Origin of the sequence: Mesorhizobium sp. M0601, from assembly GCF_040320845.1 — a bacterium.
In the GTDB taxonomy this organism is placed as follows: Bacteria; Pseudomonadota; Alphaproteobacteria; order Rhizobiales; family Rhizobiaceae; genus Mesorhizobium.
In genome coordinates, this window is the sequence record NZ_JAMYQK010000028.1 from 72,826 (window position 1) to 84,645 (window position 11,820).

Genomic DNA, 11,820 nt, shown 5'->3' on the forward strand with positions numbered 1-11,820 from the left:
GGGAGATCGGCAGCTTCAACGCTCTGCCTTTTTCAGGCTCACCACGACAGACTGAACGCGAGCTTGCCGAAATGCCGGCCGCCGGCTGCCATGTGGGCGTAGGCCTCGGTCGCCTGGTGCTGGCTGTAGACAGTGTCGATGACCGGATCGATACGGGCGGCGCCGATGGCCCGCGCCGCGTCGCACAGATCGGATACCGAACCGGTGTTGTTGCCCACCACCTTGAGTGCCTTGATGATGATCGGTAGCAGGTTCGTGGTGGCCTCGGCGCCGGTGACGAAGCCGATGGCGAACACCGTGCCGCCGGGCGCCGCGGCATTGATGGAGCGGGCGAAGGTGGCCGAGCCGCCGGTTTCGACGATCAGATCGGCGCCGAGGCCGTCGGTCAACTCGAGCACCTTGGCGTCCCAGTCCGGCGTCTCACGATAATTAATGAGATGATCCGCACCCAAGGCCTTGGCGCGCGCCAGCTTTTCGTCAGACGACGAGGTGATGATGACCGTGGCGCCGGCTGCCTTGGCCAGCTGCAGGGTCAGGATCGAGACACCGCCGGTACCGAGCAGGACGACGACCGACCCCGGCCCGGCATCGGCGGCGCGAAGCGCATTCCACGCGGTGGTGCCGGCGATCGGCAGCGTCGCTGCCGCTTCGAAGGACAGATGCGCCGGCATCGGCACGACGGCATTGGCCGGCAGCGCGACATATTCGGCGAGCGAGCCGGGCAGTGTCAGCCCGCGCATCTCTCTGGTCTCATAAGGCCGCGGACGGCCGCCGATCCAGCGCGGTTTTGCATGGGCGATGACGCGGTCGTTGATGGCGAGCCTCGACACGCCCTCGCCAATGCCGACGATCTCGCCGGCGCCGTCGACGACGGGAATGAGCGGAAAGCTCGGACCTGGATAGTTGCCGCTCGCTATCGCGACATCGACAAAATTGAGGCTTGCGGCGCGCAGGCGGATCAGCACTTCGCCGCGTTGCGGTTCAGGCGTGGGAACGGTGGCCGCGCGAAACGCGTCCAGTCTCGGGGCAGTCAGTTCGATCGCTTTCATGTCTCACTCCGGTTGATGGCCGATTGACGGGCCGGGATTGAGTGAAACTAGCTGCTGCGCTATTGGTATATAATCCTTGGCTTTTACATTTGAGCTCTGCACCTGATGCAGCAATCGCACGAACCGGCAGCATTGGTCGAAATGGCCGCCTTCGCGGCAATCGCTGAAGCACGCTCCTTCACCAGGGCGGCTGCTCGCATCGGCCGCGACGCGACGATCCTGTCGCGGCGCCTTGCCTCGCTGGAAGAGCGGTTGGGCGTGCGCCTGCTGCACCGGACGACACGAAGCGTGTCGCTGACCGAGGCAGGTTCGGAATTTCTCATCCGGGTCCGCGCCATCCTGGCTGCGGTCGACGAGGCCGAGGCTGTCGCGTCGGCGCATGCCGGCGGCGGGCCGCGCGGCGTGCTGCGGCTGGCGCTGCCCGGCTCGTTCGGGCGCATGTGGATCGGCCCGCTGCTGCCGCAGTTTCTCGCCGAATTTCCCGACGTTCGTATCGAGGCCGAGTTCTCCAACCGCTTCGTCGATCTCGTCGCCGAGAATTTCGATGTCGCCGTGCGTCTCGGCGCGCTGGAGGATTCGCGGCTGGTGGCGCGCAAGGTCGCTACACGGCGGCGGCTGCTGTGCGCCGCGCCGTCCTACCTCGCCCGCCGGGGCACGCCGACTGCGCCGGAGGCGCTGCTGGAACACAGCTGCCTGGGCTTCTCGGGTTTCCAGACCTTTCCGGCCTGGGAGATGACCGACAGTTCGGGTCGCCGCATCAGTATCGAGGTCTCCGGGCCGCTGGTCACCGACGACGCCGAGGTGCTGGTCGAAGCCGCCGTGCAAGGCGTCGGACTGATGATGAGCACGGATTGGCTGGTCGGACGCGAGCTCGCCGACGGCCGTCTGGTACCAGTGCTGGAGGACTGGACGCTTGCCGACGAGGGCGCTGTCTATGTCGTCATGCCTTCGGCCAAGGGGCAAGCCGCCAAGACACGTGCCTTCGCCGACTGGATCGGCAAACGCTTTGCGCCGGTCCCGCCGTGGCGGAGGTGAGGGTGGGTCGCGGCGCGTGGAGCGTCAGCGCCGTCTCTCGTAGAGGAAGGCGTCGGCGATCTATGTGAGACGACCCCCTCTGGCCGCTTCGCGGCCATCTCCCCCTCGAGGGGGGAGATTATGCGCTCAGCCGCCTCCGCCTCCACCACCCTGCTTGATGAAATGACCGAGCAGATCCATCGGCACCGGAAACACGACCGTCGACGAGCGTTCACCGGCGATGTCATGGAGAGCCTCGAAATAGCGTAGCTGCATGGCCTGCGGTGCTTCGGCCAGCATCTTGCCGGCCTCGACGAGCTTTGCCGCCGCCTGCTGTTCGCCGTCGGCATTGATCACTTTCGCACGCCGCAGCCGTTCCGCCTCGGCCTGCTTGGCGATGGCGCGGACCATGTTCTCGTTGAGGTCGACATGCTTGATCTCGACATCGGAGACCTTGATGCCCCAGGCATCGGTGCGCTGGTCGAGAATCTCCTGGATATCGCTGTTGAGCTTGTCACGTTCGGCCAGCATTTCATCGAGCTCATGCTTGCCGAGCACCGAGCGCAACGTGGTCTGTGCCAGCTGGTTGGTGGCGGTCATGACGTCTTCAACCTGGATCACCGCCCGCTCGGCGTCGACGATACGAAAATACAGCACTGCGTTGACCTTCACCGAGACGTTGTCGCGCGAGATCACGTCCTGCGGCGGGACGTCCTGGACCACCACTCGCAGGTCGACCTTCACCATCTGCTGCACGAAGGGGATGAGGATGATAAGGCCGGGGCCCTTGACCCCGGTGAAGCGGCCGAGCGTGAAGACCACGCCGCGCTCATATTCCCGCAGGATGCGAATGGCCGCGGATAGGAACATGACCACGACGAGCGCTGCTGCCAGATAGGCCACATAACCGATGATCATTGCCTTGCTCCATCGCTTCTCACATTGCGGCGCCGTATCGTCAGCACAAGATCCCTGACATCGGCCACCTCGACGCTGTCGCCCACTGCAAGCGGTTCGTCGGCTTTTGCCCGCCAGCGCTCGCCCCGGGCGAGCACGTGGCCCTCGCTGCCCTGCCAGTCGAGGACTTCCGCCGGCAGCCCCTGCATGGCCTGTGCGCCAACACGCGGAACGTTCTTGCGGGCCGCCCACAGATAGCTGCCGGTCAACAGCGCCAGGCCGAGCGTCAGGACGGCGGCGGTGCCGATAACGGCCCACGACATCTCGAAGCCGGGCCCCTCGATCCTGAGCAACATTGCTGCGCCCAGCAGAAACGCAGCCACGCCTCCCAGCCCAAGGACCACAGTCGGGTTCAAGGCTTCGACGACCAGGAAGATGATGCCAAGCAGCATCAAGGCAAGGCCGGCATAGCTGATCGGCAGGAGATTGAGCGCATAGAGTCCGAGCAGAAGGCAGATCGTGCCGATCACGCCGGGCGCGACCGCGCCCGGGCTCGTGAATTCGAAGACGAGGCCATAGACGCCGACCAGCATCAGGATGACGGCGATGTTCGGGTCCGTGATGACGGCGAGAAGCCGGATGAGCCAGCCTGGCTCGAGCGTTTCGACCGGCAGCCCTTTCGTCGCCAATGCCTCTTTTTTGCCGGCGATCTCGACGGTCCGGCCGTCGGCCAGTTGAAGCAGTTCGGTGGTGTCGCGGGCGACGAAGTCGATGACATGCTGCTGCAGCGCCGCGCCGGCCGACAGGCTGGCCGCCTCGCGCACGGCCTTTTCTCCCCATTCGGCATTGCGCCCGCGCAATTCAGCCAGGCTGCGGATCAGGGCAACGGCATCGTTCGTCGCCTTGGCGATCATCGCATCGCCCGCGGGTGCGTTCTTCTTGTCCTTGTCCGCCTCCGGGCCATCGTTCTTGCCGCCGGGAAACGATGGCAGCGGCCCGCCCATCTCGATCGGCGTTGCCGCGCCCAGATTGGTGCCGGGCGCCATCGCCGCCAGATGGGTGGCGTAGAGGATGTAGGTTCCGGCGCTCGCCGCGTGCCCGCCGGCGGGCGCGACATAGCCGATGACGGGAACCGGCGAGGCGAGAATGCCGGCGATCATCTCGCGCATGCTGGTGACCAGCCCGCCGGGCGTGTCCATCTGCAGGATGAGAGCCTGGGCATTTCGGTCCGCGGCCACCGCCAGTGCTTCCTCGAGCTGCCTGGCACTCGCCGGACCGATGGCGCCGTCTATCTCGACGCGCAACACAATTTTCTCCCGGCCGTCCGCCTCTCCGGTTGCTGAAGAGGGACAAACGGCCGCAACAGCCACGAAAGCCGCGGCAAGCAGGACCGCACGCGCGAGTTTCACGCTCAAAGCTCCACATCTAGGAATATGGGCTGGATTTTGCCGAAATCCATGACGCGGCGCGCGGCGGGTGACGCATCGCACGGTCCTGCTGGATGTCGGCCTGCTCAGCGGCGGCTACGGCACCGTAGAAGCTCCGCCAATCGGGCACGTTCCGCGTCTATGAAGATCCCGACGACATGCTGCGCCATGTCGACGAAGTCGGCGGCCGCACATGAAGGCGACCGGCGGGCTGTCGCCGTCATTCGATCACACCTATGTTTTGCGCATTGGAGCCATCTCTGGCGGGCTTCTATTGCGCGGCGTCCTCCTGGATTGTCTGTTCCTGGATACGGGCGGGTGCCCCGAGACACTGATCGTAGCCGATGGTGCAATTATTCAGACATTCGTTGCGCCCCTGGATGGATTTGACGCTGTTGTAGTCGATCGGCACAGCCTGGCATTTCTTCTGGCACGCCTGGTCCTTCTCGGCGCAATTCGTGCCGTGGCCCTTAGGGTACTTCTTCGTGGTCGCTTCAGCGTTCAATGGCATGACGGCCAGCAGCGCCAGCAGCGTCGGTATCAGTCGGAGCATACGCATGGATCCTCCCTTGCGCGTTAGACGCTCTACACTTGGAGGCAATGTTAGCGCGCCACTTCCGCTGGCCGCATCACCCGTGCGGGGGATGGACGGCAGCGGGGCCGCCGCTAGCCCAGGCAATTTCCCCGTGATCGGTTCTGATCGTCATCGCTCCGGCCGGCAGCCGATCACAAAACGCGACGACGTTCAGGCAATCATATCGCGCGCTGGGCACGATCAGGCCGTCATAATCGAGGAAATGCGCGGCCTCGCCGATGTCTTGCGACCTCGGATATTCGGCGTGCTTTTCCTGATACGAAAGCTGCCCGTAGCGCGCGGTGTCGAGGCCAAGGGTCTGCAAGGCTGCCAGGTCGAGCAGTCTGAGCGTCCGGTCCAAAGCAAGATCGATCTCGAAGAGATTGTATCTGACGCGCGAAGGGATCACTGGCTGCCCCCGCGTCAGGTGGAATCTCATCTCGCTCAAGGCACCTTCGCGCTCTTGCGAGGTGTAGAGCACGTCGAACGTTCCATCGTCCCAACGGCCGCCGGAGCTCGAGCACTGGATCGGGCTGCGGCCCTGGCGCACCACACGCCAAACCGTCCCGGAGTATTCGACCGGAACCATTTCCTCGATAGCATCGATGAGCCGACTGTCTCGTCTCATCCGCCCGGCGATCGCCAATTACAGAAAGACCTCGTTCTCAAGCCGGTCGATGACTTTGAGCACGTCGAGGGCGCGGTCGTCGTGAATGAGATCTATCGCCCTTTCACCGTTCAATTGCGGGTGGCGAGCGTAAAGCCAGGTGCGGATATCGCTTGGCTCGTAGAATTCCTGCAGTCGGCCGACGATATAGTGCAGGTCCGACAGAATGAGCTCGCTGCGCGGCTGGGGCTTGATGTCGCCGGCCTTCCACCTCGAAACCGTGGCCTTGGACACGTCGGTGATGTTTGCAATATCGGTTCCCTTGAGGCCGCCAAACGTACCCAATTCGTCCAGGAATCTGGGAACCGCCCGCAACGCAGTAGCCATGTTTTCTCTCCGGCTTCCAAGCCAGCTTCGCCCATGCGTTTCAGCCCTGACACTTTGACTGCATCGGCGCATTTCAGTTTCACAAATGGAAAATATGAAACAGAGATGCAAATGTCAATTGCCGCTTCGGTTCAAGGGGCCTCCAGTGCCTGGTCGCTCAGGCCTGAAGCAGCGCCAGCTCTTCGGCGCTCAGATGGCGTGCCTTGCCCTTGGCAAGGTCGCCGAGTTGCAGAGATCCGATCGCGATCCGTACCAGGCGCAGCACCTCGATATCGTGGGTGGCGAGCAGCCGGCGGATGTGGCGGTTGCCGCCCTCGTCGAGCACGATCTCCAGCCAGGCGGTGCTGGTGCCGCTTCCACTCGATCGAAAATCAATCGCCTGAATTGCTACAGCGCCCTGGTGTCGCCGGTAATGCCACGGGACAATTTGTTTTGTATAGTCCTTGATGCCACGTGGCCGACGATGGTTCGATGACTTGGGAAGGGAAGATCATGCGAAGCGGATTGGCGAAATTCGTCGTGGCGGGTTGCGTCGCCGCTCAGGTCGTCCTGCAAGCGGCGCAGCCGGCGTTTGCCGCGCCGTGCGGCTGGACAGCGAAACTGGAGGAAGAGGAGGGCGGCAAAGTGCTGATGGCGTCGGTCTGCGGCGGATCGAATGGCGGCGCCCAGCTGACGCTGGCCTGTTTCGGCAAGCCGACGCTGAGCTATGATTTGGGCGACAGCGGTCCGCAACTGGAACCCGGCATCGCTTCGTTCGCGTTCAAGGCCGGCGGCAAGGCGGTGACCAAGACGCTTCAACTCGAAGAAATGTACAACACCTTCACCGTGGAATTGAGCAGCACCGACCCGCTGTTGGCCCTGCTGCGCTCCAAGGGCGAGGTCACGGTCGCCTCGGGCAAATATGGCGAGAACAGCTTTCCGCTTGCCGGCTCATCCGCCGCCATCGGCAAGGTGCTGGCCCAGTGCGGCAAAGCCAAGGCTTCTTCCGACAATGACAACTGATGAGCCCCTTACATTTCAATTTGAACCGCGCGAGACGTTGGTTGCGAAGATAGAGCGTGATCCCGCTAACCTCGATCCCTGGACAGGGCTTGTCGAACCGGAGGCCGAGGAAAGCAGCCTGGACACCGCGGTGTCGGTTCTCTTGCGGGCAATTGATGCTGTATCCGACAGGGAACAGCTTTGGCGGGCAGCTGCCTGACTATCGAGTCGCCGCCAGCCGGCTAGGCCTGAAGCAGCGCCAGCTCTTCGGCAGTCAGATGGCGTACCTTGCCCTTGGCAAGGTCGCCGAGTTGCAGAGATCCGATCGCGATCCGTACCAGGCGCAGCACCTCGATATCGTGGGCGGCGAGCAGCCGGCGGATATGGCGGTTGCGGCCCTCGTCGAGCACGATTTGCAGCCAGGCGGTGCTGGTGCCGCCGCGCAGCAGCTCGATCGACCGGGCCGCGAGCAATTCTCCGTCGACGGTCGCGCCGGCGCGCAACCGCGCCAGCATGGCCTCGTCGGGCAGCGCGCCGATCTGCACGTGATAGGTCTTGGCGACATGCGAGGCGGGATCGAGCAGGCGCTGCGCGAAGCGCGTGTCGTTGGTCATCAACAGCAGGCCTTCGCTGGCCTTGTCGAGGCGGCCGACGGGCGAGACGAAAGGCAGGTCGAGGCCTGCCAGGCAATCATAGACGGTGCCGCGGTCCTGCGGGTCGTCACGAGTGGTGACCAGCCCGCGCGGCTTGTTGAGCATCAGATTGACCTTGCGCTCGGCGGCGACGCGGCGGCCGTCAACCTCGATGCGATCGCGGCCTGGATCAACGCGCATCGAGCCGTTGCGCACGATCTTGCCGGCGACCCGCACGCGCCCCTCGGCAACCAGAAGCTCGGCCTGCTTGCGCGAGCACAGGCCAAGCTTCGACAGCGCGCGACAGAGGCTGACGCCGGGAGGATTGGCTGCGGGGGCAGGGCGTTGCCGGGCAAGGTTCGGTCGTGGCGACATGGCGTTGTCTGTGGATTCTTGTATACGAGCATCCCACTATAGCCGGCCGCCGGCTATGTCCACGGAAGGGAACTGCATATCGTTTGCGTCGTGCGCAGCGGCTGCGAGGACTTGCATGAAAACAGCCATTCGCCTTTGCCTGCTGCTCGCCTTGTTGCCGACATCGCCGGCGCATGCCGGCTGGCAGGCAGTCGAGAAGGTCGAGACCTATGCCATCTCAGGGCAATCCGGCCCGGAGCTCTACGCCTCGATCGGCGGGCGCGGGCCGCTGCTCGGCGAACGCCGCGTCATCGCGCATACCAATTTCAAGCTGACCTGGGTGAGGGACTACCAGCCGCAAGGCGACGCCTGCGTGCTGGTGTCGGCGCGGCCGAAGCTGATCATCACCTACACCTTGCCGAAGCCGGCCGCGCGGCTGCCGGGCGCAATCCAGAAGAACTGGGAGGTTTTCGCAGCCGGCCTTGCCGCCCACGAGAAGGTGCACGGCGCCAGCATCGTCGACATGGTGCACAAGATCGAGGCGGCCACGATCGGCCTGACCGTCGCCGATGACCGCGGCTGCAGCAAGATCAGGATCGAAGTGACGAGACGGCTCGCCGGAATCTCGCAGGCACAACGGCAGGCGAGCCGCGATTTCGACCGGGTCGAATTCGGCCCGGGCGGCAAGCTGCGGCAGCTTGTGTTCACGCTGATGACCGGCGGATGACGCTGCGGGGGCGGCGCAGGGTACCACCTTGCGGCCTCACGCCTGCGCGGTCGGATAGAGCGTCAGGATGTTGACGTTGACCCTTGGCGGCTGGCTCACCGCATAAAGGATGGCGGCGGCGATGTCCTCGCTTTCCAGCTGCTCCATGTCGCCCAGCCTCTGCTCGACCGCCTGGCCGTCCTTGCCGATCTCGCGGCGCAGCGATTCCGCCATCGCGCTCACCGCGTGCTTGGTGCCGGAATAAACCACCGAAGGGTGGATATAACGGCCGGTGCCGGACGAGACCACGACGATGTGGCCGGCGCCTTGCCGCTGCATCGACGGCAGTGCCGCATGGATCGGATAAAGCAGGCCCAGGATGTTGACGTCGACCATCCGGCGGTATTCTTCCGGCGTCGTGTTGCGGAACGGCGCGGCGACGCCGACCCCGGCAACCGCAAGCAGCATGTCGAGCCGGCCGTAATCCTGCTGGACCCGCTCGACCATCGCCGTGGCTTGCGTTTCGTCGGTGACGTCGACGGCAATCGGCAGTGCCGCGCTGCCGGTCTCACGGATCCGCTTCGCCAGATCGTCCAGCCGCTCGGCGCGCCGCGCGGCAATCGCCAGCGTGGCGCCCTCGGCCGCCAGCGCCAGGGCGGTGGCCTCGCCGATGCCGGAAGAGGCGCCAGTCACCAAGGCGATCTTGCCGCTCAGTTTTCCTGTCTGCATCTTTTTCTCCTGACGCTTTGGACCGGCCGTGAAGCTAGGGCGCGGACATTCTGGAACAATGCTGATCGAAAAACCGAATGCACCGTTAGGGTTTTGGCCCCAGCAAGCCCACGTCTGCGCACGAACGGGCCTTGACGCGACCGGAGGTGTTGCGTCTTGATACGGGGGCTGCGGGGCTTCGCATGAAAACAGCTGATCGACTACGTCTGCGGGTGGCTTGTTTGCATGCGACGCTTGCGTGCACCCCCGCGATCCTCTCGCGACCGACAGGTCTGAGCGCCAGATGAAGGTCCTCGTCGTCCATTGCCATCCCTGCGCCGACAGCTTCAGCGGCGCGGTGCGCGACACGGTGCTGGAGACGCTTGCCGAAAGCGGTCACCAGGTCCACCTGCTCGACCTCTATGCGACCGGCTTCGATCCGGTCATGCGCACGCAGGAATGGCGCGGTTACCACGACAAGGCGGCGAACCTGCAACCGGTGCACGAACATGCGCAGGAGCTGCTCTGGGCGGAGGCGGTCGTCTTCATCTATCCGACCTGGTGGTATGGCCTGCCGGCGATGCTGAAAGGCTGGCTGGAGCGCGTGCTGGTGCCGGGCTTCGCTTTCGAGATGCCGACGGCACGACGCGGCCCGCGGCCCAAATTGCGGCACATACGCCGGGTGATGGCAATGACCACATGTGGCGCCACGCCGCTGATGTCGTGGATCATGGGACAGCCCGGCCGGCGGACCCTGCTGCGCGGCTTCCGCTCCGTCTGCCATCCGCTGTGCCGGACCAAATTCCTGGCGCTCTACCGGATGGACAGCGTCTCGGCCGCCGGACGCCAGGCGCATCTGCAGCGGGTCAGGAAAGCGGTTGCCGGTCTTGGCCGCGCTGATGCCGTTGCCGCCACGGTGCCTGGCTGATCAGCCGTGTGAGCCGTCGCCGGCGCGGGCAATCGCTTTGGACGGGCGATTGCGCCAGGTTGGTGTTGGAGACGGCCAGTTGTCGAAGTCGGCGCCGCCCCTCATCGCCCTGCCGGGCGTTTCTCCCTGTAAACGGAAGGGCAATCGAATATGGACTTGACGGACCCACCTACCGAACGCTGCAACGCCTGAAACGAAAAACCCGCCTCGGAGGCGGGTCGTTGGGAGCCAATTAGCACCATACCCAAATTAGTAGCATAGCTGCCGGCACAAAGCAAGAACAAAATACGCCGTGGCGATAGAAAATCCGAATTCCTGCTCGTCCGAGGTCGCTGCTCAGAACGATTGCAAACTCGTATTCCTTCGCCCCACTTGGCATCTCCCGCAGGGGGCAGGGCAAATCGCATGTGGATTCTTACGAAGAAGGGACCCCCACCCCTAATCCCTCCCCACAAGGGGGAGGGAACGCTGCCGCGTGCCTTTACTTCCCCTTGGCGCCGAAAGGCAGGCAATTTGCCGAGGTCAGCGCCAACGAAAGTCTCCCTCCCCCTTGTGGGTGTTTGGACCGGAGACATCGCGAACAGGTGTGCGAGGACATCGCGAACAGTTTGGCGCGCTTTGCGCCGGGAGGTTCGGGATGCCGTTCGAGGACACGAGCGCGATGAAACAGAAGCTGGAATTTGTCAGGTTGGCGAGCGCGCCGGGAGCGAATGTGAGCGCGTTGTGCCGGCGCTTTGGGATCGGTCGGACCGTGGCTCACAAGTTGATCGCGCGCTATCGGACGGAGGGCGAGGCCGGGCTTTTGGAGCGTTCGCGCCAACCGCTCTCGAGTCCCAGGCGCAGCGCCTGGGAGGTCGAAGCAGCGGCGCTTTCGGTGCGGGCGGCACATCCGGCCTGGGGCGGGCGCAAGATCGCCCGGGTCCTGGCGCGCCAGGGGATTGGCTGTCCGTCGCCCTCGACGGTGACCGGCATCTTGCGTCGCAACGGCGTCGAGCTCGGGGCGCTGGGCGGCGGGGCAAAGCCCTTCATCCGCTTCGAGCACGAAGCGCCCAACGATCTGTGGCAGATGGACTTCAAGGGTCATGTGCCGTTGCGCGCCGGGCGCCTGCATCCGCTGACCGTGCTCGACGACCATTCGCGGTTCTCGATCGTGCTGTCGGCCTGCTCCGACCAGACCACCGAAACCGTGAAAACGCGCCTGATCACGGCCTTCCGCCGCTATGGCCTGCCCTTTCGTATCGCCACCGACAACGGCCCGCCTTGGGGCGATGGCGGCCGCAACGACTTTACCCTGCTCGGCGTCTGGCTGATCGAAATCGGCATCGCCATCGGGCATTCCAGGCCGTTTCATCCCCAGACGCTGGGCAAGGAGGAGCGCTTTCACCGCACGCTCAAGGCCGAGGCGCTGCAGGGACCGCCGTTCGAGAACCTGGCGGCGGCCCAGCGGGCCTTCGACCGCTGGCGCCACATCTACAATCCTGTTTCATAACACCCATCTGTCTATGTCGTTGAAGTGAATAGGTTTTGCTGATCTGGATGCGATCCCGTGGGGTATT

At 64.4% G+C, this 11,820-nt stretch carries 13 protein-coding genes and 2 pseudogenes; 6 read left to right on the forward strand and 9 right to left on the reverse strand.

Annotated elements, in window-relative coordinates:
* Positions 1-38: 38 nt before the first annotated feature.
* Positions 39-1,049 carry a zinc-dependent alcohol dehydrogenase family protein gene (locus NKI41_RS22685; RefSeq protein WP_352541190.1) on the reverse strand — a complete coding sequence of 337 codons (1,011 nt, stop codon included), beginning with the start codon at positions 1,047-1,049 and terminating at the stop codon, positions 39-41.
* A 105-nt stretch (positions 1,050-1,154) separates the two neighbouring features.
* Between NKI41_RS22685 and NKI41_RS22690 the strand changes: the two genes are divergently transcribed.
* Positions 1,155-2,084, forward strand: a complete 930-nt coding sequence (locus tag NKI41_RS22690; protein ID WP_352685278.1) for a LysR family transcriptional regulator — start codon at positions 1,155-1,157, stop codon at positions 2,082-2,084.
* A gap of 126 nt (positions 2,085-2,210) precedes the next feature.
* Here NKI41_RS22690 and NKI41_RS22695 read toward each other — a convergent pair whose 3' ends face one another.
* A complete protein-coding gene (locus NKI41_RS22695) occupies positions 2,211-2,981 on the reverse strand; it encodes a slipin family protein (protein WP_352685279.1) in 771 nt (256 codons plus the stop codon).
* Positions 2,978-4,369: an NfeD family protein gene (locus NKI41_RS22700; protein ID WP_352541189.1), complete on the reverse strand. Its 1,392-nt coding sequence runs from the start codon at positions 4,367-4,369 to the stop codon at positions 2,978-2,980. Before NKI41_RS22700 ends, NKI41_RS22695 begins: the two co-directional genes overlap by 4 nt.
* 88 nt (positions 4,370-4,457) lie before the next feature.
* On the opposite strand from NKI41_RS22700, the pseudogene NKI41_RS22705 reads away from it, so the two are divergent.
* Positions 4,458-4,584, forward strand: a pseudogene (locus tag NKI41_RS22705) (HAD family hydrolase); the annotation flags it as partial.
* Between the two features lie 74 nt (positions 4,585-4,658).
* Here the strand turns inward: NKI41_RS22705 and NKI41_RS22710 are convergent.
* From NKI41_RS22710 to NKI41_RS22725, 4 genes and pseudogenes are all read right to left on the reverse strand, one after another.
* Positions 4,659-4,946: a hypothetical protein gene (locus NKI41_RS22710; RefSeq protein ID WP_352494411.1), complete on the reverse strand. Its 288-nt coding sequence runs from the start codon at positions 4,944-4,946 to the stop codon at positions 4,659-4,661.
* A 70-nt stretch (positions 4,947-5,016) separates the two neighbouring features.
* Positions 5,017-5,607 (reverse strand): RES family NAD+ phosphorylase, encoded by a 591-nt coding sequence (locus tag NKI41_RS22715; RefSeq protein ID WP_352685280.1) that lies wholly within the window; start codon positions 5,605-5,607, stop codon positions 5,017-5,019.
* Positions 5,608-5,955, reverse strand: coding sequence for an antitoxin Xre/MbcA/ParS toxin-binding domain-containing protein (locus NKI41_RS22720; protein WP_254819704.1), 348 nt, complete (start codon positions 5,953-5,955; stop codon positions 5,608-5,610). It lies immediately after the preceding gene.
* A 157-nt stretch (positions 5,956-6,112) separates the two neighbouring features.
* Positions 6,113-6,307 (reverse strand): annotated as a pseudogene (locus NKI41_RS22725) (pseudouridine synthase); the annotation flags it as partial.
* A gap of 140 nt (positions 6,308-6,447) precedes the next feature.
* On the opposite strand from NKI41_RS22725, the gene NKI41_RS22730 reads away from it, so the two are divergent.
* Entirely contained in the window at positions 6,448-6,957 is a 510-nt protein-coding gene (locus NKI41_RS22730) for a hypothetical protein (protein ID WP_245274855.1), read from the forward strand.
* Between the two features lie 221 nt (positions 6,958-7,178).
* On the opposite strand, the gene NKI41_RS22735 is transcribed toward NKI41_RS22730, so the two are convergent.
* Positions 7,179-7,943: a pseudouridine synthase gene (locus tag NKI41_RS22735; RefSeq protein ID WP_352685281.1), complete on the reverse strand. Its 765-nt coding sequence runs from the start codon at positions 7,941-7,943 to the stop codon at positions 7,179-7,181.
* Positions 7,944-8,058: 115 nt separating this feature from the next.
* On the opposite strand from NKI41_RS22735, the gene NKI41_RS22740 reads away from it, so the two are divergent.
* The gene (locus tag NKI41_RS22740) at positions 8,059-8,649 is read left to right on the forward strand and encodes a DUF922 domain-containing Zn-dependent protease (protein WP_352541186.1); all 591 of its coding nucleotides are present in this window, start codon (positions 8,059-8,061) and stop codon (positions 8,647-8,649) included.
* Positions 8,650-8,685: 36 nt separating this feature from the next.
* Here NKI41_RS22740 and NKI41_RS22745 read toward each other — a convergent pair whose 3' ends face one another.
* Positions 8,686-9,357 carry an SDR family NAD(P)-dependent oxidoreductase gene (locus NKI41_RS22745; RefSeq protein WP_352685282.1) on the reverse strand — a complete coding sequence of 224 codons (672 nt, stop codon included), beginning with the start codon at positions 9,355-9,357 and terminating at the stop codon, positions 8,686-8,688.
* A 283-nt stretch (positions 9,358-9,640) separates the two neighbouring features.
* On the opposite strand from NKI41_RS22745, the gene NKI41_RS22750 reads away from it, so the two are divergent.
* Positions 9,641-10,264: an NAD(P)H-dependent oxidoreductase gene (locus tag NKI41_RS22750; RefSeq protein WP_352614374.1), complete on the forward strand. Its 624-nt coding sequence runs from the start codon at positions 9,641-9,643 to the stop codon at positions 10,262-10,264.
* 661 nt (positions 10,265-10,925) lie between these two features.
* Complete coding sequence (locus NKI41_RS22755; protein ID WP_352685283.1) at positions 10,926-11,753, forward strand: IS481 family transposase; 828 nt, start codon at positions 10,926-10,928, stop codon at positions 11,751-11,753.
* Positions 11,754-11,820 lie beyond the last annotated feature (67 nt).